This window comes from Haloarcula sp. HT12 (assembly GCF_055271655.1).
Genome location: NZ_JBUXKW010000002.1, coordinates 292,083 through 317,109 on the forward strand (window position 1 = coordinate 292,083; position 25,027 = coordinate 317,109).

Annotated in this window: 23 protein-coding genes; 12 read left to right on the top strand and 11 right to left on the bottom strand. The window is 66.1% G+C overall.

Annotated elements, in window-relative coordinates; all coding sequences use genetic code 11:
- Positions 1 to 317: 317 nt before the first annotated feature.
- Positions 318 to 2,084 carry a nitrite/sulfite reductase gene (locus tag ACY9XZ_RS06620; protein ID WP_463456263.1) on the top strand — a complete coding sequence of 589 codons (1,767 nt, stop codon included), beginning with the start codon at positions 318 to 320 and terminating at the stop codon, positions 2,082 to 2,084.
- Positions 2,085 to 2,345: 261 nt separating this feature from the next.
- Here the strand turns inward: ACY9XZ_RS06620 and ACY9XZ_RS06625 are convergent, their stop codons facing one another.
- The 5 genes from ACY9XZ_RS06625 to ACY9XZ_RS06645 form a co-directional block, all read right to left on the bottom strand.
- Positions 2,346 to 3,701, bottom strand: a complete 1,356-nt coding sequence (locus ACY9XZ_RS06625; RefSeq protein ID WP_463456264.1) for a substrate-binding protein — start codon at positions 3,699 to 3,701, stop codon at positions 2,346 to 2,348.
- Positions 3,702 to 3,869: 168 nt separating this feature from the next.
- Positions 3,870 to 4,514: a chemotaxis protein CheC gene (locus tag ACY9XZ_RS06630; protein ID WP_463456265.1), complete on the bottom strand. Its 645-nt coding sequence runs from the start codon at positions 4,512 to 4,514 to the stop codon at positions 3,870 to 3,872.
- 96 nt (positions 4,515 to 4,610) lie between these two features.
- Positions 4,611 to 5,069, bottom strand: a complete 459-nt coding sequence (gene lrp, locus ACY9XZ_RS06635; RefSeq protein ID WP_463456266.1) for an HTH-type transcriptional regulator Lrp — start codon at positions 5,067 to 5,069, stop codon at positions 4,611 to 4,613.
- Between the two features lie 9 nt (positions 5,070 to 5,078).
- On the bottom strand, positions 5,079 to 5,444 hold the full coding sequence (locus ACY9XZ_RS06640) for a P-II family nitrogen regulator (protein WP_004517663.1): 366 nt from the start codon (positions 5,442 to 5,444) through the stop codon (positions 5,079 to 5,081).
- Positions 5,437 to 6,765 (bottom strand): ammonium transporter, encoded by a 1,329-nt coding sequence (locus tag ACY9XZ_RS06645; RefSeq protein WP_463456267.1) that lies wholly within the window; start codon positions 6,763 to 6,765, stop codon positions 5,437 to 5,439. The genes ACY9XZ_RS06640 and ACY9XZ_RS06645 overlap by 8 nt, the downstream gene beginning before the upstream one ends.
- Positions 6,766 to 7,229: 464 nt before the next feature.
- On the opposite strand from ACY9XZ_RS06645, the gene ACY9XZ_RS06650 reads away from it, so the two are divergent.
- Entirely contained in the window at positions 7,230 to 8,840 is a 1,611-nt protein-coding gene (locus ACY9XZ_RS06650; RefSeq protein ID WP_463456268.1) for a methyl-accepting chemotaxis protein, read from the top strand.
- Complete coding sequence (locus ACY9XZ_RS06655; protein ID WP_463456269.1) at positions 8,840 to 10,186, top strand: ATP-binding protein; 1,347 nt, start codon at positions 8,840 to 8,842, stop codon at positions 10,184 to 10,186. Before ACY9XZ_RS06650 ends, ACY9XZ_RS06655 begins: the two co-directional genes overlap by 1 nt.
- A gap of 20 nt (positions 10,187 to 10,206) precedes the next feature.
- Here ACY9XZ_RS06655 and ACY9XZ_RS06660 read toward each other — a convergent pair whose 3' ends face one another.
- From ACY9XZ_RS06660 to ACY9XZ_RS06675, 4 genes are read right to left on the bottom strand one after another with little or no spacing between them, the layout of a single operon-like run.
- Positions 10,207 to 10,689, bottom strand: coding sequence for a DUF7519 family protein (locus tag ACY9XZ_RS06660; protein WP_463456270.1), 483 nt, complete (start codon positions 10,687 to 10,689; stop codon positions 10,207 to 10,209).
- On the bottom strand, positions 10,686 to 11,942 hold the full coding sequence (locus ACY9XZ_RS06665) for a DUF58 domain-containing protein (RefSeq protein ID WP_463456271.1): 1,257 nt from the start codon (positions 11,940 to 11,942) through the stop codon (positions 10,686 to 10,688). The genes ACY9XZ_RS06660 and ACY9XZ_RS06665 overlap by 4 nt, the downstream gene beginning before the upstream one ends.
- Entirely contained in the window at positions 11,939 to 12,466 is a 528-nt protein-coding gene (locus ACY9XZ_RS06670) for a DUF7269 family protein (RefSeq protein WP_463456272.1), read from the bottom strand. Before ACY9XZ_RS06670 ends, ACY9XZ_RS06665 begins: the two co-directional genes overlap by 4 nt.
- On the bottom strand, positions 12,463 to 13,176 hold the full coding sequence (locus ACY9XZ_RS06675; RefSeq protein WP_463456273.1) for a DUF4129 domain-containing protein: 714 nt from the start codon (positions 13,174 to 13,176) through the stop codon (positions 12,463 to 12,465). Before ACY9XZ_RS06675 ends, ACY9XZ_RS06670 begins: the two co-directional genes overlap by 4 nt.
- Positions 13,177 to 13,458: 282 nt before the next feature.
- Between ACY9XZ_RS06675 and mutS the strand changes: the two genes are divergently transcribed.
- The 8 genes from mutS to ACY9XZ_RS06715 all read left to right on the top strand — a co-directional run bounded on the left by mutS (position 13,459) and on the right by ACY9XZ_RS06715 (position 23,163).
- On the top strand, positions 13,459 to 16,224 hold the full coding sequence (mutS, locus tag ACY9XZ_RS06680; protein WP_463456274.1) for a DNA mismatch repair protein MutS: 2,766 nt from the start codon (positions 13,459 to 13,461) through the stop codon (positions 16,222 to 16,224).
- Between the two features lie 74 nt (positions 16,225 to 16,298).
- Positions 16,299 to 18,239 carry an ATP-binding protein gene (locus ACY9XZ_RS06685; protein WP_463456275.1) on the top strand — a complete coding sequence of 647 codons (1,941 nt, stop codon included), beginning with the start codon at positions 16,299 to 16,301 and terminating at the stop codon, positions 18,237 to 18,239.
- A 99-nt stretch (positions 18,240 to 18,338) separates the two neighbouring features.
- Positions 18,339 to 19,355, top strand: coding sequence for an ABC transporter ATP-binding protein (locus ACY9XZ_RS06690; protein WP_463456276.1), 1,017 nt, complete (start codon positions 18,339 to 18,341; stop codon positions 19,353 to 19,355).
- Between the two features lie 19 nt (positions 19,356 to 19,374).
- Entirely contained in the window at positions 19,375 to 20,220 is an 846-nt protein-coding gene (locus ACY9XZ_RS06695; protein WP_463456277.1) for an ABC transporter permease, read from the top strand.
- A 187-nt stretch (positions 20,221 to 20,407) separates the two neighbouring features.
- Positions 20,408 to 21,589 carry a LolA family protein gene (locus tag ACY9XZ_RS06700; protein WP_463456278.1) on the top strand — a complete coding sequence of 394 codons (1,182 nt, stop codon included), beginning with the start codon at positions 20,408 to 20,410 and terminating at the stop codon, positions 21,587 to 21,589.
- 361 nt (positions 21,590 to 21,950) lie between these two features.
- The gene (locus tag ACY9XZ_RS06705; protein WP_463456279.1) at positions 21,951 to 22,322 is read left to right on the top strand and encodes an ArsR/SmtB family transcription factor; all 372 of its coding nucleotides are present in this window, start codon (positions 21,951 to 21,953) and stop codon (positions 22,320 to 22,322) included.
- A gap of 1 nt (position 22,323) precedes the next feature.
- Positions 22,324 to 22,635 carry a DUF7521 family protein gene (locus ACY9XZ_RS06710; protein WP_463456280.1) on the top strand — a complete coding sequence of 104 codons (312 nt, stop codon included), beginning with the start codon at positions 22,324 to 22,326 and terminating at the stop codon, positions 22,633 to 22,635.
- A gap of 78 nt (positions 22,636 to 22,713) precedes the next feature.
- Positions 22,714 to 23,163, top strand: a complete 450-nt coding sequence (locus ACY9XZ_RS06715) for a molybdopterin-binding protein (RefSeq protein WP_463456281.1) — start codon at positions 22,714 to 22,716, stop codon at positions 23,161 to 23,163.
- Positions 23,164 to 23,177: 14 nt separating this feature from the next.
- On the opposite strand, the gene ACY9XZ_RS06720 is transcribed toward ACY9XZ_RS06715, so the two are convergent.
- Positions 23,178 to 23,378 carry a hypothetical protein gene (locus ACY9XZ_RS06720; protein ID WP_463456282.1) on the bottom strand — a complete coding sequence of 67 codons (201 nt, stop codon included), beginning with the start codon at positions 23,376 to 23,378 and terminating at the stop codon, positions 23,178 to 23,180.
- Between the two features lie 64 nt (positions 23,379 to 23,442).
- Entirely contained in the window at positions 23,443 to 23,949 is a 507-nt protein-coding gene (locus ACY9XZ_RS06725; RefSeq protein ID WP_463456283.1) for a hypothetical protein, read from the bottom strand.
- Positions 23,950 to 24,163: 214 nt separating this feature from the next.
- Between ACY9XZ_RS06725 and ACY9XZ_RS06730 the strand changes: the two genes are divergently transcribed.
- Positions 24,164 to 25,021, top strand: coding sequence for a hypothetical protein (locus ACY9XZ_RS06730; RefSeq protein ID WP_463456284.1), 858 nt, complete (start codon positions 24,164 to 24,166; stop codon positions 25,019 to 25,021).
- Positions 25,022 to 25,027: the final 6 nt, after the last annotated feature.

A 25,027-nucleotide genomic window follows, 5' to 3' on the forward strand; every position in this document is an offset into this window, starting at 1 on the left:
CGCACATCTGGGGACACTGACAGGGATCGCCAGATCACGATAACACATCACAACCAGATCGAAGTCCTGTCGTTTTCCGCCTGTCACGTCGCCTACCTGCGGTTTTTCTGCCCTGTTGCTGCGATGTATAACCTCCTTAAACACCTCTCAGACGGTATAATTCTGGACGGCTGTTGTCGAAAGAGATGGAAGTCTTTATTTCTTTAACGAATAGGGTTATAAGGAATCAAGCTCAGTATTCAGACGTGAATTAGCGGACGTTCGAATACATATGAGTGATAAAACAGTACATCCATTAAGAACTGCGGGGGTCGAAGATGGTACATAAGAAAGAGGAGTACAAGGAGGAGCTGTACGGTGACGAAGTCCGAGAGAAGTTAGAGGAGTTCGCCGAGAAGGGGTGGGACTCCATCCCCGAGGACGAACGCGAGAAGTGGTTCTCGCGGTTCAAGTTCTGGGGCGTGTTCCACCACCGCGGCGGGCAGGAGTCGTATTTCATGATGCGGCTGACCAACTGCGGCGGCGTCTTAGAACCCGACCAGCTCCGGGCCATCGGGGAGGTCGCCCGGGACTACGCGAAGGGACCGGCCGAGAACCCCGAGTTCGGGAACGGCTGGATCGACTTCACGACGCGCCAGTCCATCCAACTGCACTGGCTCAAGCTCGAAGACATTCCCGAAATCTGGGAGAAACTCGAAGCCGTCGGCGTCTCCTCTCGCTCGGCCGGCGGGGACACGATGCGGAACATCTCCGGCTGTCCGGTCGCCGGCAAGGCAGCGGAGTACGTCGACTCTCGCGGGATTCTCGACGAGATTCAGGAGACTATCCGGGACGACAACGACCTGTCGAACATGCCCCGGAAGTTCAACATCTCGGTGTCGGGGTGCAAACAGGGGTGTGCCCAGGACAGCATCAACGATATCGGGCTGGAGCCGGCCCACAAGTTCATCGGGGGCGAGGAGGTCGAGGGGTTCAACGTCCGCGTCGGCGGCGGCCTCGGCGGCCGCGAACCCCGCGAGGCCCGCCCGCTCGACCTGTTCATCCGGCCCGAACACGCCGTCGAGACGGTCCGGGCCTTCGTCGAGTACTACCACGAGGCGGGTAACCGGACGAACCGCTCGAAGAACCGCGCGCGGTTCTTCGTCGACGAGCACGGCACCGACGCCATCCGGGAAGAACTCGACGAGCGCCTTGATTTCGAGTTCGAGACCGCCGGCACCGACTTCCGCGGGGAGTACACGTACAACGCCGGCAAGCGGACCGAGTACGGTGCCCACGACCACGTCGGCGTCTACGACCAGAAAGACGGCAGGAACTACGTCGGCCTCTCGGTACCGGTGGGCCGGCTCTCGGCCGAGGACGCCATCGAACTGGCGGATCTCGCCGACGCCTACGGCTCCGGCGAGGTGCGACTGACCCGTCGACAGAACCCTCTCATCATGGACGTGCCAGACGACAAGCTCTCGAACCTCCTCAACGAGCCGCTGCTGGAGAAGCACTCGCCCGAACCGAACCCGTTCGTTCAGGGCGCGATGGCCTGTACGGGTACGGAGTTCTGCTCGCTCGCGCTCACGGAGACGAAGGCGCGCATGGCCCGCCTGCTCCGCTGGCTCGGCGACAACGTCGACGTGCCCGACGACGTGGACCGCATCAAGATGCATTTCTCGGGCTGTACGGCCGACTGCGGCCAGGCGATGACGGCCGACATCGGCCTGCAAGGGATGCGCGCCCGCAAGGACGGCCAGATGGTCGAAGCCGTCGACGTCGGCGTCGGCGGCGGCATCGGCGCGGAGCCGACGTTCATCGAGTGGGTCCGCCAGCGCGTGCCTGCCGACGAAGTGCCGGGCATGATCGCCAACATCGTCGAAGCGTACGCCGCGTTGCGCTCGGAGGGCCAAACGTTCCGGGAGTGGGTCGACGCGACCGGCCACGAGACCATCGTCGAACTGGCCGAGCCAGAGGAGGTCGAGGGGTACACCGACCCGTGCCTGGCCGACGGCAAGCAGTCGTGGTACCCCTTCGACGACGGCGACAGCCCGGCCCCGACCGACGCCGAGGGCCAGCCGATCTCCGCGGACGACTGACCATGACGGACAGTTCGACCGACCACGACGAAGCGCCCGAGCCGTCGGAATCCGCGGTCGAGGGGGTGGCATACGACGCGGCACCGGAGCTCCTGGAGTAACGCGGCCCCGGCTCCGAACAGCCGGCCTCAGCGACGTGACATGTCCGTCTCAGGGCGTGTCCGTCTGCCGCTGACAGACGGGGACTGCTCGTGTCCACGTCCCCGCTCGGTTCTCCGTTTGCCGTATTTTTCCGGTGCTCAGCAGTCGTCGAGTCACAGCCTAGTCGCCGTAGTCTCCGAGTTCGCACTCTGTGGCTGGGCCGCCGTCACAGTCGTAGCCGACCGCTTTGGTCACGCTGAGCAGGTCGTAGAACCGGCCGAGGGACTGCTCGGACTCCGGGAGCCCTTCGACTACCGGCACGCCACGCTGGGCCTGATGGTCACAGCGCCGCATCGTCTGGCTGCCCAGCCCGACCGAGTATTCGTGGTCTTCCAGTTCCCGGATAACCGCCGGCGGGTAGAAGGTTCCGGCCCGCTCGACGGCCGCGGCGTACTGGAGCGTCTGTGCGTAGGCCAGATGGGCCACGCCGGAGGGCCGCTGTGCGTTCCCGTACTCGGCGGTGAAGGCGTTTTTGAACTCATCGGAGAGGTCCGAGGAGATGCTGATGTCCCACGCGACTGTTCCGACGACGCCGTCGAGGGCCTTCGAGGCGTTCTGTGCCACGATACGGTTGTACAGCGGCACCACGATGCCCACCTCGTCCGGGAGAATCTCCTGGGCTTTTATCAGCGAGTTCGCGGCGTCGAGCCCGTAGTGGTCGAGGAAGACGACCTCCGCACCGGCGTCCCGGGCCTGTTTGAGCGGCTCCTCGTAGTCCGTCGTCCCGAGACGCGTCGCGATGCTCGTGAGTTCGATCCAGCCACTCGACGTGAAGAAATCACGGATGGACGACTCCATTGTCTCACCCCAGTTGTAGTCCGCGTAGATCTGGGCGTACTGGACGTCCCGGCCGAACCGTTCCTTGAGCACCGGGAGCAACGCCTGTGCGGTCATGTACGCGTTGAACATCTCCCGGAAACTGTAGCGGACACAGTCCGCACCTGTCGTGTCGTTCGAATGGGTCAGACAGCACATGTACGGGACGTTCTGTGCCTGTGCGACCTCCTGTTGGGCGATGGCGACGGAACTGGACGAGCCGCCGGAGAACATGACGACGTCGTCCTGGTCGATCATCTCCTCGGCGTTGGCCGTCGCGACTTCCGGTTTCGTCTCCGTGTCCCCAGTGACGTACTCGACGGTCTTCCCGAGCACGCCGTCGCCGCTGAGCACGTCGAAGGTGCTCCGGCCGACCCAGCCGCCGCCCTCGTTGAGATGCCTGACAGCGAGCTCATACCCCCGGAGTTCGTCGCGTCCTTCGGCAGCGTAGGTCCCCGACTGTGGCACGTTGAATCCGAGCGTGACCGCGTCGCCCTCGACCGGATAGTTCCCGAGCGGCGGATGCTCCGGCGTGTTTTCGGTCGTCGAACCCCCGCCCTGGCATCCCGCCAGCCCTGCGAGCCCCGCGGCGCCGACCCCACCGGCGGCCTGTAATAGAGACCGTCTGTCAACTGTCTCGCCCCCGCTTTCCAATCGCATACCATTCGCTTTGATGATAAATATATATAATACTTTTTTCAATAGGAATAAGTGAACAATTAGCATAGCTGGCGTCGGTACCAGCCATCGACGGCCCGACGACTGGCCCGTCAGCGAATCAGGACACCGCCGCCGCTTCGTAAACAGGGGCAGGGACAGCGGTCGATATCAGTCCAGAACGTCGCCGGCTTCGGTGTCGACGGCCACGTCGGTGTCGAGATCGATGTCCTGGATGAGCGCGACGAGGTCCGCCAGTTCGGGGAACGTGTACACGGTCATCCCGAGGTCGCCGTCGTCGACGGTGATACGCGAGTCGACGACGAACACCAGGTCAGAGTCCGGCCAGCCGCCCATCTTGTCGACGATGCCGTCAGCCGGTCCGAACACGAAGTTCGGTGTCCCCATGTCGATGGTCGTCTCCAGGACGTTGGCCCACCCGTCGATGAACGCCGAAGTCATGATGTTGCCGATCTCCTGCATCGCCGACCGCTCCATGTCGGAGAACCCGTCCCCCTCGCTCGGTTCCCCCATCCCGCCCATCATCGCTCCGGCCAGCCGCTTGCTGTCGGCCGGTTCGAGCAGAAACAGAACGTAGCCATACGGGGGTTCGTTCAGTTCGACGTAGATGCCGACGCCCTCCTCGTGGCCGATGTGTGTTTTGACGTCCTCGATGTCGAGAAAATTGATCTGTGAGGTCCGAACTGTCGCGTCGAGCCCGGTCAACTGACCGAGGTTCTCGGCGACTGTCCCCGACCCCTCTTTTGCCATCTGGTTGAAAAGATCCAGCTTCCGCACGTCCACTTTCAGGCCCATACCTACTGGAACGTCGCAAGCGGCTTAACGCCACCGCTGGGGCTGTCTGCGTATCTCGCCGGTTCGGGCCGACAGCGAAAAGGGAACTGCAGGCGTTCAGGCGTCAGTCCCGTCGACCGGGAACTGCTCGTGTTCACACACCGTATTCAGCACGACCGACGTCGAGGCGGATCGGATATCCTCGTCGGTCAACAGCGTCTTTATCCGCTCGTTCATCGACTGCGTGTCGGTGAACTTCCCGACGGCCACGATGTCGTGGTCGCCGGTCACCTCATAGACCGCGATCATCTCCTGTCGGTCCCGTAGCTGGTCCACCACCCGTCCGAGCCCGTCGCCCTCGACGGAGAGCTGGAACACGGCGGTCACGTCGTAGCCCAGCGCCCCGTAATCGATGTCGACGGTGTATTCGTCGATCACACCGGTCGCCTCCAGGTCGTCCATCCGACGCGACACCGTGGTCGCCGCGATGCCAGTTGCAGCGGCGACGTCACGGGCGCTCGCCCGGCCGTCCTGGAGCAGTGCGTTCACTACCTGTCTGTCGGTATCATCGACCATTTCGTCCGCTCAGACTGCCTCTGGGCCTTCTTTGCCGGTTCGGACCTGGTAGGCGTTGTCCACGGGGAGGACGAATATCTTGCCGTCACCTTTCTCACCGGTGTGGGCACCGTCGGCGATAGCGTCGACGACATCCTCTGCGGGGATGTCCGCGACGACTGTCTCGACTTTGACCTTCTGGTGCAGGTCGACGACGTACTCCTCACCGCGCCACTGCCCCTTCTTCGCGGGCTGTGAGCCGCGGCCGGAGACGTTCGTCACTGTCAGCGAGGGCGCGCCGACCTCGGCGAGCGCCTTCTTCACGTCGCCGAGTTTGTCCGGTCGAACCATTGCGACTACCATCTTGATTTCGGAGTCGTCGGTTTCGTCAGTCATCTTTGGAACCTCCGTCAGTACGCATGCTCGGGCTCACTTTACCACCATCGGCGACAACGCTTTCGCCACCACCGAACTCGGGGTAGGTCTCGACGCCGTGCTCGCTGACGTCCAGCCCTTCCTGCTCGTGTTCGGGCGTGACCCGCGCCTGGCCGGCCAGTTTGAGCGCGTACCAGACGACCCCGGTTGCGAGGATCGTCCAGCCGGCGATGGCCACGACGCCGATCAGCTGTGCGATGAAAGCGTTGACGACTGATCCGACCGTGCCGGACGTGGCGACGAACGGGAACAGCAGCGTGCCGAGGACGCCGGCGCTGCCGTGGACCGGGAAGACGGCACAGACGTCGTCGATTTTCATCCGGTTCTCGATGAAGCTGAACACGACCGGTAGCTGTCCGCCCGCGAGGCCGCCGACGATGATTGCGCCCCACCACGTCGTGGTGTCGGGAATCGCGGTAATGCCGACCAGCCCGGCGAGCAGTCCGTTTGCCACGTACAGGGTGTCGACCTTGCCGGTTTTCAGCCACGCGACCAGTCCGGCACCCATCGCACCGCAGGCCATCGCGATGGTCGTCGCCATCGCGACACGGCCGACCGTCGCGAACGCCCCCAGCGCAAGCGACCCGTCCTCGACGACGAAGACGGACGCTGCCGTCCCGACGTTGAAGCCGTACCAGCCGAACGCGAGGATGAGCGTTCCCAGCACGGCGAACGTCAGCGAGTGCCCCGGGATGACGTTCGCGGAACCGTCCTCGTTGTACCGACCCATGCGTGGACCGAGGACGTACGCCGCCGTGAGGCCCGCGATGCCGCCCATGCCGTGGACGATCATCCCGCCGGCGAAGTCGTGGAACGCCTCGCCGCCGAAGCTGATGTACGCGCCGGCCCACGTGATCCCGGTGACAACGGGGTAGATGACCGCTGCCAGCAGGAAGGTGTACGTGATGTACGCGCGGAGCTTGGCTCGTCCGGCGACCGCGCCGGAGACGATGGTCGCCGCCGTCATCGCGAAGACGGCGCCGAACAGCCAGCCGACGTAGTCGTTTGCGGCCTCAGCGCCGAATGCGGGCGCAAACCCGCTACCGCCGACCAGGGAACTGATCCCTGAGCCGATCAGGAAGAAGATCACGACCCCGACCGACCAGGTCAAGAGGTTCTTCGTTAGCTGGTTCGCCACGTTCTTCGAGCGCACTTGCCCCGCCTCGAGCATGGCGAAGCCTGCGTGCATGAAGAAGATTAGGAACGTTACTGTCAGTACCCACAGAAGGTTGACACCTTCTGCGAGTACGCTCGGATCTACCTGTAGTGCAGTGTAGCTCATTTCTAGTTCACCTGTTTCGTTTTGTTATCGACTGCCGTCTGCATGTCCAACTTTCCCCCATTCTGGCTCAACTTCTTCAACTCTTTCACGAGAAAGGCTCTGGTAACACCACTACATAAGGTTTGCCTTTATGAACACGGAAATTAGAGGGGATATGGTAGACGACCGTCCAGATTATGGTATGATATTATGGATATAAGGTTGTTCTCCGTCAAGAAAGTCCGTATATGCACACTGGAATTTTGGACGTTTGTCGACCCCAGTTCGGGCCGGAGGGGCCCAAATAGGCCGTTTTCCCTTGCGCGCGCAGTCGTCTGGCGGGTGTTGCCAGCGACAACAGGGTTATATCTCGCGACCACAGATTCGGATTTAGTTTAAATGCCCGGGAAACAGTGGAGAGACGTGGCACAAAGCACCGATAAACTGTACAAATTGATCATTCTTCAGGAGGGAGCTAGCTGATTATGGCTTCGGATCACTATCCCTCCGTTCCGGACCAGTCGACGGCCGTGACAGAGGACCGGGCAGTCGCGAACGCACAGGGTGCACTGGATGTCGTCCAGGCGGCGTCGTTGACCGTCGGCGAGCAGCTCGCGGCGATTGACGACCGTGCAACGGCACAGGCGACCGACGCCCAGCGGATCGCCGACGACGTCTCGTCGCTTTCGGCTACGATCGAGGAGATCGCTGCGACCGCGACCGAGGTCAGCGAACAGAGCCAGCGGGCAACGGACGCAGCGAACGACGGTCGGGAGGCCGCGTCCGACGCCATCGAGTCGATGGACGAGGTCCGCGAACTGGGCCAGGCGGTCGCCGAGGAAGTGGCCGCCCTGCAGGACCGGGTCGACAGTATCGCCGATGCACTGGCCGGCATCGACCGCATCGCTGACCAGACGAACATGCTCGCCCTGAACGCCTCGATAGAGGCGGCGCGGGCGGGCGACACCACCGATGCCGACGGGTTTGCCGTCGTCGCAGACGAAATCAAGGGACTCGCCGAAGAGTCCCAGCAACAGGCCGAGGAGATCGAAACGACGCTGGCGGCGGTCCGGGACGCCACAGACGACACCGTTGCACAGCTCAATGAGGCCATCGACGGCATCGACGCCGGGGCCGAGCAGGTCACCACGGCGATGGCTCGGCTCGACGACGTGGCCGACACCGTCGCGGAGACGGCCGACGGCATCGCGTCCGTCTCGGCGGCGACCGACGAGCAGGCAACGACGAGTGAGGCAGTCGCACAGCGGTGTGAAACGGTCTCGGACCGCGCCGCCGCCATCGAAGACGACCTCTCGGAGATACGTGCCGCTCGCTCCGAACAGACCGCGATGCTCGATGAGATCGACGACGTGCTCGCCGCTGCCGAGGCCGATCGGCAGGACCGACTGGCGGACGCCCCGACAGTCCCGACCGGTATCGACGGCCTCGACGGTCTCTGTGGCGGCGGGCTCGTCATGGGTGGACAGGCCGTGCTCCGGCACGCTGACGGGACGCAGGTCGACGGGGCCGTCGCGCAACTGTGTGCGACGGCGGTCGCCGCCGACCGGGCGGTCTCGCTGACACCGCCCCCCTCCCTGGACCGGTCGACGCTGGCCGCCGCGTTCGCGGCGACCGACCGGTCGCTCGAAGACGCACTCGACAGCGACGCCCTGTTCATCCTCGACCCGTTCGGGAACTGGGACGCCCGGTACAACGTGTTCGACCTCGAACGGACCTCACTCGCTGCCGCTAACGAGACGACAGCTACCAGACGGGACGCCCCGCTGGTCATTGTCGGGAACATTCAAGGAGAGATACGGATGATGGGCGAACAGGCCGCCAGAGAAGCCCGGTACGAGAACGACGACGGCGTCTTCGAACCCCGCGACACAGTAGTCAACGTCATCAACGACGACGCGGTCCCGGCCACGCTCGGGGCCTTTTACTCCGGCGCTGCCGACCAGGAACTCACGCTGACGCGGACTGACGGCCGCGTATCCCTGTCGCTCACGGCCTCACCGCGTGGCACTGTGGGTGAGAAACGACCGGTATCACAGCTGTCGAGTCCGCCTTTCCTCCGCGTCCGGGACGACTGATGTTCGGCATCGACGACGCTGGTCGGTTCACGTTCGCGACAGAGGAGTTCGCCACACTGCTCGGCCGAACGCGTGACGAACTTATCGGGACACCTGTCGAGGCGGTCGTCGCAGCCGAAGACCGTAAGGCGCTGGCCACAGCGAGACAGGCCGTCAGTGGCGCATCGGACCGGCTGACCCGCACGTGCGAAGTCACGCTTCCCCAGAGCAGTCTCCCTGGCCCAGTTACGATTGAGCTCACGACAGCCGCCGACGGGGCCGTCGTCGGTTCGCTCTGTCGAACGGCCGAGGCGGCCGACCCGTTCCGGTACCTGTTCGACCTCATTCAGGACGCGGTCGTCGGCTTTGAAATCGTCAACTTCGTCCCCGTCGTGCGAACCGTCAACCCCGCGTTCGTCGAAACTTTCGGATACGACCGGGCGGAGATCGTCGGCGAACCGCTCAACGACTACATCGTCCCCAACGACCGCGTCGAGGAGGCGGTCAGCTACGACCAGCGGACGGCCTCGGGCGAAATCAACTACGCTGTCGTCTCCCGAAAGACGGCTGACGGCTGCCGCGAGTTCATCTATCGCGGCGTCCCGTACGACACGGCCGACGGTCGTCGCTGCGGGTTCGCGATGTACACGGATGTGACTGACAGCCGGCGGCAAAAGCGCCGTCTCCGCGTGCTCCACCGCGTCCTGCGGCACAATCTCCGCAACGAGCTCTCCGTCGTGTTCGGAATGTCCGAATACGTCCGTGCCCACGCAGCCGACTCGTCAGTCTCGCTGGCCGCGTCTCGCGCCCTTGACGCGGCTGACCGGCTCGCCGCTGTCAGCGAGAAGGCCCGTAGCGTCGAGACCGCACTCAACGGGGAAGCCGGCCAGTCGGTCGACGCGGCGGCGCTGGCCCGGGCCGTCGCCGACAGTTACCGTCCCGATACACCGGTCGAAACGGCCCTTCCCGGGACACTCCCGGTCACCGGCGGAACGGCCGTCTACGACGCCGTCGACAATCTCGTCGAGAACGCGGTCAGACACACACCTGCCGGCACAGCCGTCCGAATCACGGCCGAGCGGGCCGGTGGCGACGCTTTCGTCCGCGTCCTCGACGACGGCTCCGGTATCCCAGCCGTCGAGCGGGCCGTCGTGTTCGAGGACGAGGACATCACCAACCTCCAGCACGGGAGCGGCCTCGGCATCTGGCTCGCTCGGTGGGTCGCCGAAGCGGCCGGGGGCGGCATCGAGTACGAACGCGCCGACGGCTGGACGACCGTCTCGCTCAGGCTGCCGCTCTCCGATGCCGATGACGTACTTACGCTGGCCGACACCCCGGAGTCCGAGGCCGAACCGACGCGGGAGTGACCGAAACCGCCCCCGCCCCGCTACCGCCTGAGCGCCGCTGTCAACGCGATTGCACCCAACACGACGCTTGCAAGCGCTAGCGGGGACAGCGGCGGGACGTTCAGCTGAAACAGCAGAGTCGTCACGACGACGCTCCCGCCGACCAGTCCCGTCGTCCCCGCGACGTGCGTGAGTTCGACGGGCGTTCCGGGGGCGGTCCCGAGGTCCGCGTGGATGTCGAGTGCCGCATGGGCGAACGTCCAGGCCAGCACCGTCGCACCGCCGGCGACAAGCACTGTCGTGGTCGTCGCTCCCTGGAGGGCGGCCACTAGCAGCCCAAGGAACAGCGACGCGCTGGCGAGGTCGACCAGCCGGCCGGACTGGATCAGTTGTCCGCCGGCGAGCAGCACCACGCCGACGAGGGCGGCGGCGGTCGAAACCGCGCTGATGCCGGCGGTAAACAGCGTCACGACACTCAGTGCGAGGGCCGCACCGCCACAGACGACCCCGGCTCGCGCTCTCATCGGCCACCCCGCCAGGCCCGTTCGGTCACCTGTGCCAGCGGCTCCGTCCCGTGCCAGTCGTGGACCGATATCCCGGCCGCCCGCAACCGACGGAGCCGCTCGCGGCGTTCGAGCCGCGCCAGCCGGTGTCCCGACGTGTCCGTCGCGGTCGGGTCGGGACTCAGGACCGTCACCGGGTGGCCCTGGGCCGCCAACCGGCGGACCAGCGCCTCGCTGTCGTCGTCACACAGCGGGCCGAGGAAGACCACGTTCGCCGCCGTCGGCAGTTGTGCGATGAGTCTGGTCGTGTTCGGCTCCCGAGTGACTGCTGTCGCGGCGAAGGCGCGGTCGGTCCTGAGCAGGTCACGGGCCCGTTGCTGGTGGGCGGCGCTCGTACCGGGCGCGAGCCACGCCCCTTCAGGCGAGTACGCCGCGATACCGACCTCGTGGCCGTCCTCGGGAAGCCCCTCGACGAGGGCGACGGCGGCCATCGTCGACCGCTCGATGGCCGTCTCGGCGTCCGGTCGTGGAGCCAGCGCGGCCGCTGATCTGGCGTCCACGACGACCACGACCGTCGCGGACTGCTCGCGGCGGAACTCGACGGTCCGCAGGTCGCCGGTCCGGGCGTACTGGTTCCAGTCGACGCGCGAGAGCGGGTCGTTCGAGCGGTGTTCCCTGACCGCGTAGAAGGAGAGGCCCTCGCCGCCCTCGTCGACGGGGACGGTTCCGGGCCGGCGGGCCACCGCCGGAACCAGCGGGAGGAGGGCCGAACTGGCCGGCTGTTCCCAGGTGACCGTATCGGGTTCGGCCGTGACCCGGGTCCGCCGGGCGACGACGCCGACCACGTCACGCACGACAACCGTCGCCGGGTCGAACACGCAGCGGTCGGTCCCGCCGGTGATCTCGTAGGTAATCGTCGTCGACGCGCCGGGCCGCAGCGCCGTCCCGAGCGACGCCGACCCCTCGACCACTCGAACGGAGTCGGGGACCCCGTCTGCGAGCCGGAGGTCCGGAATCGTCCGGGACCCGTCGTTGCGGACGGTCAGCGCGACGGTCACCCGCTCGCCCAGCGCCGGGTCGGTCGGCGTGATGGTCCGCTGTATCGACACGTTCGCCGCCGGCGGGACAGCGACGCGGTCGTACGCGCTCAGCGTGACGCCGAGCCCGCCCAGCAACACGAGCGATGGGACCTGCCCGACCAACCCGACGCCGACGGCGACCAGCGCGGCCCCGGCCAGCCCGAACCAGCGGCCGGTGCGGTGGGTCTCGCTCATCGCTCCTCGTCGCGCCGCCGGAGTTCGGCCGTCGCGTGGGCGACGCGCCGCTGGAACGGGCGGACGCCCGAGAGCCACCCGGACAGCCGCGCCCGGAGCGATATCGGTGTGCCGTCGAACAGTTCCCGCGCCGGTTCCCTGTCCGTCCACGCACCCGACCGGAGCGCGGCCGTCGCCTCGTCGGGAGAGAGCCCATCACGCTGGAGGACGGTGATCGCGACCCCTTCGACGCGCCGCCGGATGGCTTCCTGTCCGGCCCCAGCGGCAAGCGCCTCGTCGATATCGTCGCCGGGGACCGTGACGTACTGGCTGTCAGTGTCCGGCAGCGCCACGCCGCGCTCGCTGTCGAGGGACCGAACGAGGAGTGCGAGGAGCGCGACGCCGCCGGCGAAGACGGCCACGGCGAGTATCGGGAGGTCCGAGACGGCACCCGAGGGCAACAACGGCGCGCCGAGGGCAGCCAGTCCGAGGCCGACGGCTGTGGCGACGAGGCCGAGTGCCAGCGGGACCCGGCGTAGCGTCACGTGTCTCCCTCCCCTGCGGACTCATTAGCCTCTTCGCTCTCCGGAGCCACGTCGTCGGGACTCGCCGCGATACCGTCCCCGCTGTCGGCGGCCCGTTCCAGCGCTTCGCGTGCTCGTGACTCCAGACCGGCGTCCGGCCGCTCCCGGCCATAGCGCACCCGCTCGAACACCGACCTGAGCGACGCGACGGCGTCGGGGTCGGCCCCGGAACCCGTTGCCGCCGCCTCGATGTCCCGTGGCGACGACGCGCTGTCCGCTGGTGTCACCGCGTCTTCGAGAGCGGCCCACGCGCGGTACACGTCGTTGGTCAGGGGGACGTCGATTTCAGTCGCGCTATGGGAGGGTGATCCGGCGGACTCCGCGGTTGCGACTGCGGGTGTTTCGCCCCCTGTTTCGTCGATTGTCCGGCTCTGGCCGGCCAGTCGCCAGAGGACGACCAGGCCCACCGCGAGGCCGACGGCGAGCGCACCGACTGCCGGGGCGGGGACGCTCGGCAGCAGCGCGCGGGCACCGCCGTCGCTTTCCGGCGGGTCGATACTACCTGGCGGGTCGCTGAGACCCTGTCCGTCGGGGTTGTCGATCTCGCTGTCGTCCCGGGTCATCTCCGCCCGGTCGGAGCCGGTCGCGGCGTCGATGCTCGCAGCGCCGACGCTGAACGACAGCAGCGCGATCGCGGCGACAACCGCCACGAGGAGGGACTGTCGCTGCATACGGCCACTCCGCTCCTGGCACATGAATAGGTTAGGGACCTGTCGCTTGTCGCGATCCGTGACCGCGGCGATTCGAACGCCCGGAAAGCCACGAGCGAAGCAGATCGACCAATCCAGAACGGATGGGGCTGAAAGATGCCGAGGGCTCACTGTGCTCGCTCTCGAACCGGGACATGGGAAGTGAGCCCCGAGAGGCGTTCTGGCTACTGGCAGGTCGGCAACGGTACCACAGTCGACACCGGACCCGCAATCCTTACGCCCGGGACGGCCACACGGACGTGTATGACAGAGGCGACGGGAATCGTCGGGGAGTTCCTCACGATCAAGGAGGGGACCGACGCGGACCTGCTGGCGATGCAGTGTGGCGATTTCTACGAGTTTTTCGCCGAAGACGCCGAGATCGTCGCCGACGAACTCGACCTGAAGGTGAGCCAGAAGTCCTCACATGGCTCCTCGTACCCGATGGCGGGGGTCCCGGTCGACGACCTGACGCCGTACGTCTCCGCGCTGGTCGAGCGGGGCTACCGGGTCGCTATCGCCGACCAGCACGAGACCGAGGACGGCCACGCCCGCGAGATAACGCGGGTCGTCACGCCCGGAACGCATCTGGAGACGGGCGACGAGTCGGCGCAGTACCTCGCCGCGGTCGTCCGGGAGACCGGCCGGGACGGCGGCGACACCTACGGCATCGCCGCGACGGACGTGACCACGGGCCAGTTCCAGGTTACGCAACTGGACGACGCCGACGCGGGCGAGGCGCTGACGGAACTGTACACGTTTGCGCCCGCGGAAATCCTCCCTGGTCCCGAACTCCGGAACGACGACGAGTTCCTCGACCGCCTGCGCGAGCGCACGGACGCGGCGCTGACGCTGCACGATTCGGCGTCGTTCGAACCGGGCCGGGCGCGCCACACTGTCCGCGAGCAGTTCGGCGACGAAACGGTCGACAGCGTCGGCATCGGCGAGCAGGACGTAGCCGTGCAGGCCGCCGGCGCGGTGCTGTCCTACGTCGAAGATACCGGCGTCGGCACGCTCGCGGCGGTCACGCGCCTCCAGGCGTACGGCGAGCGCGACCACGTCGACCTCGACGCGACGACCCAGCGCAACCTCGAACTCACCGAGACGATGCAGGGCGACAGTTCGGGGTCGCTGTTCCACACTATCGACCACACCGTCACGGCCGCCGGCGGGCGACTGCTCCAGCGGTGGCTCCAGCGGCCCCGGCGAAACCGGGCGGAACTCACGCGGCGACAGGCCTGCGTGTCGGCGCTGGCGGAGTCAGCGATGGCCCGCGAGCGGATCCGAGAGACGCTGTCGGACGCCTACGACCTCGAACGGCTTGCGGCGCGGACCACGTCGGGCAGTGCCGACGCCCGGGACCTGCGGGCGGTTCAGGAGACGCTGGCACTGTTGGGGCAAGTCGCCGATGCCGTGGCCGAGGCCGAGCGCCTGGCCGAGTCGCCGCTGGCCGATGCCCTTGCCGGTGCCGACCGCGAGGCGGCCGACGCGCTGGCCGCGGACCTCGACAGCGCGCTGGTCGCGGACCCGCCCGGGACGGTGCGCCAGGGCGGCCTGTTCAGGCGGGGGTACGACGACGACCTCGATGCGATCATCGACGAGCACGAGGCCGCCCTGGAGTGGCTGGAGACGCTGCCGGACCGCGAGAAGGAGCGGACCGGTATCACCCACCTCTCGGTCGACCGGAACAAGACCGACGGCTACTACATCCAGGTCGGCAAGAGCGAGACCGACGCCGTCCCAGAATCGTATCAGCACGTCAAGACGCTCAAGAACTCCAAACGCTACACGACGCCCGAACTCGACGAGAAGGAGCGGGACGTGTTACGACTAGAGGAGCGTCGCCACGACATGGAGTACGAGCGATTTCAGGAACTCCGGGAGCGGGTGGCCGAGCGCGCGACGTTGCTGCAGGACGTGGGGCGGACGCTTGCTGAACTGGACGCGTTCGCGTCGCTCGCGGTTCATGCCGTCGAGAACGACTGGACCCGGCCGGCTGTCGTCGAGGGCAACGAACTCTCAATCGAGGCCGGCCGCCACCCCGTCGTCGAGCAGACCACCGAGTTCGTCCCGAACGACCTCTCCATGGACGAGGACCGCCAGTTCCTCATCGTCACCGGCCCGAACATGAGCGGGAAGTCCACGTACATGCGCCAGGCCGCGCTCATCACGCTGCTTGCCCAGGTAGGCAGTTTCGTCCCGGCCCGGTCCGCGACGGTCGGACTTGTCGACGGCATCTTCACGCGCGTCGGCGCGCTGGACGAACTCGCACAGGGCCGCTCGACGTTCATGGTCGAGATGCAGGAGCTATCCAATATCCTCCACTCGGCGACCGAAGAGTCACTCGTGATCCTGGACGAGGTGGGCCGCGGGACCGCTACCTTCGACGGCATCTCTATCGCCTGGGCGGCGACGGAGTACATCGTCAACTCGATCCAGTCGAAGACGCTGTTTGCGACTCACTACCACGAACTGACCGCACTGGGCGAGGAGCTGCCGACCGTCGAGAACGTCCACGTCGCGGTCGACGGTGAACCGCGTTCAGCGGGGAGCGACGGTGACGTGACATTCCTCCGAACGGTGCGAGACGGGCCGACCGACCGCTCCTACGGCGTCCACGTCGCCGACCTCGCCGGCGTTCCCGAGCCGGTCGTCGACCGGTCACAGGCGGTGCTCGACCGCCTGCGCGACGACAAGGCCATCGAGATTCGGGGGAGTGAAGGGGGTGGCGGCGGGACGACACAGGCCGTCTTCGACCTGGATTCGGGCCAGTTCAGGGACGGCACGGCCCAGTCGGGAGACACGTCGGCCGGCTCGGCTGCCGAACCAGTGGCGACCGACGGCAGCCCCGAACAGGCGCCCGGGGAGGCCGCGGCCGAGGGGTCTGCAGGCGACGAGACAGCAGCATCACTCGATCCGGAAACCGAGGCCGTCCTCTCGGAGCTGACGGAGCTGGATGTCAACGAGACGCCGCCGGTCGAACTGATGGCGAAGGTCCAGGAGTGGCAGGCGGAACTGGACGACGAGTAGCGGCTGCCACCTGATTCTCAGCAGAGATACTCACGCCCTAAAAGGTATACACGCGTCGTCACTGCTATACGGCAATGCCAGACCGGATCCGCGTGCTCCACGTCGACGACGATCCGGCCCTCGTCGAGGAGGCTACGAGTGCTCTGGAACAGGAGCACTGTGGTATCACGGTCGAGACAGAGACGACCGTCTCCGATGGACTCGACCGACTCGACGAGAGTGCGTTCGACTGCGTCGTCGCCGGCTACGACCTGCCGGAGCGGACCGGCGTCGAGTTCCTCGATGCGGTCCGCAAGCGAGCGCCGGACCTGCCGTTCGTCCTGTTTACGAGCGAGGGGAGCGAGGCAGCCGCCAGCGACGCGATTTCGGCCGGTGTCACCGAGTATCTCCGAGTCGACGGTAGCGCCGAGCCGTACGCGCGACTCGCACACAGCGTCGTCGACGCCGTCGAACGGACGGCCGATGCGATCGAACGCGGACACAACACGCGGCGCGAGCGCGCCATCGAAGAATTACACACGACTGCCAGAGCGTTCATGCGAGCCACGACCGAGGACGCGATTGCCCAGGTCACAGTGGACGCGGCCCGGACGATCCTCAACATGCCGGCCAACGCGGTCCACTTCGCCGACGGCGACGATCTGCACCCGGTCGCCTGGACCGAACAGGTCGAGCAACTCATCGGCACTCCGCCGGTGTTCACACCCGGGAACGGGCTCGCGTGGCAGGCCTTCGAAACCGGCGAGACGCAGGTCCACGACGACATCAGTTCGAACCCGGACCGGTACAACCCGGAGACGGACATCCGCAGCGAACTCATCCTTCCGATCGGGGACCACGGCGTCCTCCTCATCGGGTCGTGCGAGGCCAGCGCGTTCGACGATACGGACGTCACGCTCGCACAGACGCTCTCGGTCCACGCGACGGCGGCGCTTGACCGCCTCGACCGTGAGCGCCAGCTCCGCGAGAAGCGCGAATTCATCGACCAGGCGCTCGATACGCTCGATGACCTGTTCTACGTTGTCGGGTCTGACGGTGACCTCCGGCGGTGGAACGCACGCTTTCCAGAAGTCACCGGATATAGCGACGCCGAGATCGATGGTATGGCGGTCCGTGATTTCTTCCCCGCCGACGAGCGCGAGACGATCCGCGAAGCGATAAATCAGGCGGTGGAACACGGGCGAACGACTGTCGAAGCTGAGCTCCGGACTGCCGACGGGGAGCGCGTTCCATACGAGTTTACCGGTGCCCGGCTGACGGACACCGACGGGGAGATAGCCGGAGCGGTCGGTATCGGCCGGGACATCTCCCGACGCAGGGCGTACGAACGGCGGCTGGAACGCCAGAACGAGCGCCTCGACGAGTTCACCAGCATCGTCAGCCACGACCTCCGAAACCCACTGACCGTCGCAGAAGGGAATCTAGAACTGGCCCAAGCGGACTGTGACAGCGACTCGCTCGACGAGGTATCGCGTGCCCACGAGCGAATGCGGGCGCTGATAGACGACCTCCTGGCCTTTGCGCGCGCCGGCGAAACGGCGACCGATATCGAATCTATCGCGCTCGCGGACATCGTCGAGGAGTGCTGGCAGACCGTCGACGCGGACCGGGCCACGCTCGTCGTCGAGGCCGACCGCCAGGTACGGGCCGATACGGCGAAACTCCGCCGACTGCTGGCGAACCTCCTCCGGAACAGTGTGGAACATGGTTCCACGGGCGGTCGGTCGCAGTCGAGCGACGCCGCCGACCAGGGCGGGGCGACCGCAACTGTGCGGGTCGGAGTCATCGAAGACGCGGATCGGCACGGCTTCTACGTCGCGGACGACGGGCCGGGCATCCCGTCGGACGACCGCGAACAGGTGTTCGAAGGGGGGTACTCGACCGGCGAGGACGGGACCGGGTTCGGGCTCAAAATCGTCCAGCGGATCGCCGAGGTCCACGGCTGGACGGTCACAGCGACCGAAAGCGAGACCGGCGGCGCACGGTTCGAGGTAACGGGCCTCGAACCGGCCTGAGCAGGCAGGGGAGACACCGGGGACGGAACAGCGACGCCGACGGCAGCCCCACCGCGGGGCGTGACTGGCCTTTTGGTTCTGAAGCCCTCACTGTCGGTAATGTCATCCCAGCGGCCCCACCAGCGGGGCTCGCGGACCACCGAGCGGTCGACTGCGACGAGGGACGGAGCGAGGCCCGCGCTCGCCGTCGAGGGGTTGTCCAAGCAGTTCGGCAGCGGTGCGGACGCGGTGACGGCCGTCGACGACGTGTCGTTTCGCATCGAGCAGGGTACGGTCGTCGGCCTGCTGGGACCCAACGGGGCGGGCAAGACGACCACGATCAAATCGATTCTCGGGCTGGTGTTGCCCGATTCCGGCCGCATCCGTGTTCAGGGCATCGACATGAGCGAGAACCCCCGGGCGGCGTACCGCCACGTCGACGGGATGCTCGAAGGTGCGCGCAACGACTACTGGCGGCTGACCGTCCGGGAGAACCTGCGCTATTTCTCGACGATCAAGGGCGTCAAACCGGACGCCGTCGCCGATCGACACGAGCGGCTGCTGGCGAAACTGGACCTCTTGGAGAAGGCCGACGAACCCGTTCGGGATCTCTCCCGCGGGATGAAACAGAAGGTGTCGCTGGCGAGTGTGCTGGCAAGCGAGTCCGACCTGGTGTTTTTGGACGAGCCGACGCTGGGGCTCGACGTGGAAAGCTCGCTGACGCTGCGACGGGAACTGCGCCGCATCGTCGACGAGCGCGACCTCACGGCCGTCGTCAGCAGCCACGACATGGACGTCATCGAGGACGTCTGTGACCGGGTCATCATCATGAACGAGGGGGAAATTATCGCCGACGACAGCGTCCCGGCCGTGCTCGACCAGTTCACCGCAAGCGCGTTCGCCGTCACCAGTCCCGACATCACCGACGACCTGCTCGCGACTATCCGGGAGCGTTTCGAGGTGGTCGACGTGACGAGCGTCGAGCGGGGCCGCCGCGTCGAGGTGGCGACGGACAGCGACGGGTTCTACCGCCTGCTCGCGCTGTGTCGCGACCACGATGTGACGCTTACGGGTGTCGGCACGGTCGAACCGGATTTAGAGGACGTGTTCGTCGAAATCACGGGGCAGGAACGATGACGGAGACGGAGCCAGATCGATGACACCGAGCGCCGACACGCACGCGGACAGCGGTGACGGTGCCGGTACCCCGTCTATCGATACTGCCATGCAAGCGGGCTATCTCGACCTCGCGCGGGCGGTGCTGTACCGCGAGTACCTCATCTTCGTCCGCTATCCGGCCAACGCCGTCGGCGGCATCGTCATCTCGGTGTTCTTTTTCGGCCTGCTGTTCTACGGCGGCCGGATGCTCGCCGGGCAGGCGATAACCGACTCCATCGAGGGGATCATCGTCGGCTACTTCCTGTGGTCGCTTTCCGTCGGCGCGTACCAGTCCATCTCGAACGACATCGGGAGCGAGGCCCAGTGGGGGACGCTCGAACGCCACGTCATGACGCCGTTTGGCTTCGCGCCGGTCGCGTTCTGCAAGGGCATCGCGAAAGTCGTCCGGACGTTCATCACCTCGACGGTCGTGCTGGCGGTGATGCTGGCGATCACCGGGACATCGCTCCAGTTGAACGTCCTCACTGTCGTCGTGGTCGCGTCGCTGACCATCGCGTCGGTACTGGGCCTGGGATTCGCGGCGGGTGGGGTCGCAGTGCTGTACAAGCGTATCGGCAACTGGCTCAATCTGCTCCAGTTCGGGTTCATCATCCTTATCTCTGCGCCCGTGTTCGAACTCGGCTGGACGCGGGTCCTGCCGCTGGCTCACGGGAGCGCGCTGCTCCAGCGGGCGATGGTTGACGGGACCCGGCTCTGGCAGTTCTCCGCCGCCGACCTGGGGCTGCTCGTGGGCGTCCCGCTGGGCTACGTCCTGCTGGGCTATGTCGTGTTCCAGTACACGACCCGGCGGGCCAGACGGCTCGGCGTGCTCGGGGACTACTGATACTGTCGGCTGTAACTATTTCAAGATAGTCGCCACCCCGGGGTGGCGAAATTCTTCACAGACTTACAGCCGACAGTATGACCGCGGCGGACAGGAGGTTTTACTTATGATGCCGGTTATGTGATAGGTAACACTGTCGCTCAGAGAGCGCACAGCGTCGGGCAGTCCCCCGCCCTGTTCCCCAGATATGGTCACTCGACACCTCACATCGGAACGACTGGTGCTCACCATCGCGACGGTGGTCGTCGTTGGTGTGCTGGCTGTTGCGACGTGGTCGCTCGCGTTCACGAGTACCGGGACAGCCGACCAACCCCAGATCGACGCGGACGTCCAGCAACGCTACGCGTCGATAGACGGCGTCAACGCGACCCAGACGACCACGATTACGCGAAACGGAACGGTCGCGAGCCGGACGACCTACGACGCCACGCTCCAGCCAGGAACCGAAAAGAAACGGTTGGCAGTCGTCAACAGCACCGCACAGCGATACGATCTGCGGGTGTCCAACGGGTCGGCGCTGTGGCTGTACAACCGAAGCCGCGCGACCGCGACACGTATCTCGCTCAGCGGGGCCGAATCGGACCGGGGTGAGCGGCTGCAGCGCCTCCTTACGAAGCTCAACATGTCCACGGCGACAGAGACGGCTGACCCACAATCAGTCGAGCCGTTGCCTGTCGTTCCCCGTGGCGAGGGGCAACCGGCCGAACGTGCCGAGGCGATGACCGTCAGCTACCGCGGCACGGAGTCCGTCGACGGGCGCGAAGCGTACGTCGTCCACGTGGCACCGGAAAACGACACAGCGGCCTACGAGCAGACGATCTGGGTCGATACGGAACGGTTCTTCCCGGTGAAAAAGCGCACTGCCTGGACGACAGACGGTGAGCACACAGTCGTGACCACGACGTACACGAACGTCAGCTACGACACCGGCGTCGCCGAGGACGTGTTCACCCCAGAGTTCCCGGACGACACGACCGTCACCGTCCCGGAGACGCCGGACACGGTGACCTACGAATCGGTCAGCGCACTCGAAGCCGAGGCGGAGATGCGGGTCCCGGAGCCCGACATCCCGCCGGGATACGAACTGACCTACGCGACACAGACCCGCGGTCAGATCCGCGGCGTCGGCCTCCGATACGCGAACCGGACGAGTCTGATCACCGTCGCCAAGTACAACTACACGTATTCGCTCTCGGATGGCGACGAGCAGGTGACAATCGATGGCCGGCAGGCACAGCTCACCCGCGGACCGACGTCGTCGTTGTCCTGGAGCTGTGAGCGCTACCGGTACACGATTCGCGGTGAGGGGGTGTCCGCGGACCGACTCATTGCGGTCGGCCAGTCGGTCGGCTGTCCGGCCGCCGAGTGACCCCTCTCGCTGGCATATCAAGCCGCCGTTTTCTGGGCCAGAAGTTCGACTCCACCTTATATGATGCAACCGTCCCTCGATACGAGTGCAGCGGCCCTGACAACACCGTGCCACCAACGCCCTCCGGCGACGGCCGCTGTCTGTCCACCACACTGCCCCGGGCTTCCCGGGGCTGTCACCCTGGGGGTGATGTGGGCCATGCCGCCCGCGAACTGGTCCCCCCGCTCCGTCCGCCTGTGCCCGAGGACGCGCCCTGACTGCGCTGGTCTCCGCTGACACTGCGCCCTTCTATGACGCGGCTGACTTCTGACTCGGAAACTGACGGGACCTTTTATTCAGGGACGGGACGTTGGCCCAGTACGTGAGTGAGGACCCGGCCGTGGGCGACATCCTCGACCTGCTCAGTGACGAGTACGCCCGGGACATCCTCGCAGCAACGAGTGTCAAACCCATGTCCGCGAAACAGCTCGCCGACCAGTGTGAGATGTCACAACCGACCGTGTACAGACGGGTCGAGTGGCTCCAGGAGTACGGCCTCATCGAGGAGCAGACCCAGATAGAGACGGGCGGCAACGACTACAGCCTGTTCGCTGCCACGCTCTCGGAGGTCTCGCTGGCGCTTGCCGACGGCGATTTCGAGACCGCAATCGAGCGGACCGAACCGCCGGCGTTCCCGGGACAGGACGAACAGGACACCGCGGACCGATTCACAAAAATGTGGGAGAACCTCTGAGATGGTCGCCATCGAATCGCTCATGAACTGGCTCATCACCGCCCTGGCGTTCGGCTCGACAGTACTGGGCGGGTACGTCGGCTACCAGGCCTACCGGGGGTATCGACGGCACAACAGCCGCGCGATGCAGTACCTCTCGGTCGGGCTGTTCTGTCTCACGGCGGTGGCCTTCGCCGTCGCGTTCGTCGGCTCGCTCTTCCTGCGGCAGGGGCTGCTCCCCAGCCAGTTCCAGCAACCGCTCACGCTCGTCACTCGTGCGTTCCAGTTCGTCGGCGTCCTCTTTATCGCGTACTCGCTTCACTCGCGGGAGTGAGTGACCTAACCGATTTGTCCGCGAGTTTCAGCCCTCCAGCAGCGAACATCTGAAGGCCGTCCAGTAGCAACGACAGGTATGGAACGGAGGTCGGAGAGCCGCCAGACGGTCCGTATCGACGGGGCAGATCCACTCCTGCTCCCCTGGGATGTCGACCCTGCGGCGCTCCCGTTCGATGTCGTCCGCGGGCCGGTCGCGTTCGAGTGTGCCTCGGGCGACCGTATCGAACGCGAGTACACAGGTGTGTCCGTGTTCGACCTGCTGGAGGCGGCAGCGATGCCCGGCGACACGACGCACGTCCAGTTCGAATCGGCGAACGGCGACCTCGCGTGTATCCCGCTCGCCGACCTCACCGGCGCGGTGCTCGCGCTGGGCGAGGGGGCCGGGACCGCGCCAGAGCGGCCCCGGTTCGTCTCGCCACACGTCCTCGGCCCACGGACCGTGAAGAACGTCTGCCGACTGTGGCCGCAAGCGCTCGCCGCCGGCGCTGATCGCGAGGCCTACGAGCGGCTCCCGCTCGACGACTGACGCTGGACAGCTGCCTACTCCAGCAGGCCGATGTCCTTCGCCAGCCGGTCGGCAAGTTCCTCCAGCACGGCAGGGTCGACTTCGGCGACCGGCTCCCCGTCGTGGAGCTGTTCGTTGTGGCGCGCGACGGCGTCCTCGACGTCCTCGAACGCGACCGAGGTCCGCGTCCCACAGGCCTCGCAAACGACCGGAATCTCGGGCTGGTCGGCTGTCATTGGCGGCAGTTTACCTCGCTCCCCGATAAACGGACCGGAGCGTCACCGGTGCACGTCTCGGCGGTCACTCAAGCACGCTTTTGGGCCGCTTGAGGTAGAACGCCTGCTCGGTAACGCGTTCGTAGACGGCATACAGCGTCTCGACGGCGGCCGGGTCGGGGTCGAACTGCAGGTGCGGGGCCACGTGGTACGCCTTGCAACTGGTCAGAAAGAAGTACAGCGTCCGGTGGTGGGCCGGCGTCGCGTCGACGACGCCCATCGACTGGTCGCTCAGATCGCCCGAAAAGTCGTTGAGCAGGGCGGCGATGTCGTCGTTCAGTTCCTCGTCAGGGCGGGTGAGTGGCGCGCCGAGCGTCTGCTGGAGGAACTCGCTGGTCGCCCGGAGGAACGGGTTCGAGTCCATGCCTGTGGGGTCCACGGAACTGAACGCGTCATAGAGGTCGAGCAGCGCCGTCAGCTCGTCGGCGGTCAGCGCGATGGGTTTGACTGGGTCACCCTGGGGAAGCGAGTAGTCCGGAAAGGAGTACGACTGCGGGTCCGGCACCTGCCCGAACACGGTATCGAGACTCATGGCGGCAGTTCGGTCGGTGGACGCCTAACTGTTGGGTGGCACGGGACAGCAACGTTGCCCCACCAGAACAAATATGATAGCGTGTGCGGATATCCCAGCCGATGCCCTCCACCAATCGCCCGACCGCTGCACAGCGACGCCTCGGAGCGGCGGCGCTGTGCGTGCCCCGCTCTGAGCCAGACAGGCACTCGAATCCGCCGGGAGAGCGCGACTGATGCCGATATTCACCGTTCGGCTGGCGGATGGGTGGCGACGAGCGCGTGAACAGCTGCCGCTGGCACTGATTCCGATACTGCTGGCGCTCATGCAGACGGATAGTCTCCGGCAGGTACTCACCTACGACGGGGTCCACGTCGGCATCAAATTCGGCGTCCCCGTGTCCGTCGTAACCATCTGGCAGTTCGTTGATCCGCCCAGCACCGGCGTGTCGGTGAACGCCGGCCTCCCGCTATCGCTTCCGTTCACCGTGGTGGTCGTCCCGCTGGCAGTTCTCTTGCGGGCCGGCCTGAGTGCGGGCTACTTCGGCGCTATCGCCGCGTGTCTCGTCGACCGCGACGACGACTTCGCTGCGAGCGCCCGGGCCTATTTCCTCTCGTTTCTCGCGGTCACCGTCCTGCCGTATCTGTTCCTGGTGCCGTTCGCGCTGGGCGCAGTCGGTGCTGGAGGGGTCGGTGGCGGTGGCGCGGTTCTGGGGGTATTCGTCGTCCTCGTGCCGTTGCTGCTGGCTGTCGGCTATCTGTTCTGGGCCACGCCGTATCTGCTCGTGTTGCGCGAAACCGGCCTGCTGGCGGCGGCTCGGGGCTCGTACGAACTGGCTGTCGACGGCGGGCCGTATCTCTCCTACACAGTCGGCTATGTGGGGCTCGTGGTGCTCGTCTCGGCGATGGCGACCGCCGTCGTCGTCAACGTTCCTGCGGTCGGCCTCCCCATCGGAATCATCGGCGGCGGCTTTCTGGGACTCGCGCTCAATATCACGACGATGCGGTTCGTCGCAGATATCGATCCCCAGTCTCCCGCTGCTGGCGAGTGGCCCGAACATCACCGCAGTGGTGAAGCCCCGATCAACACGTAGGACGTC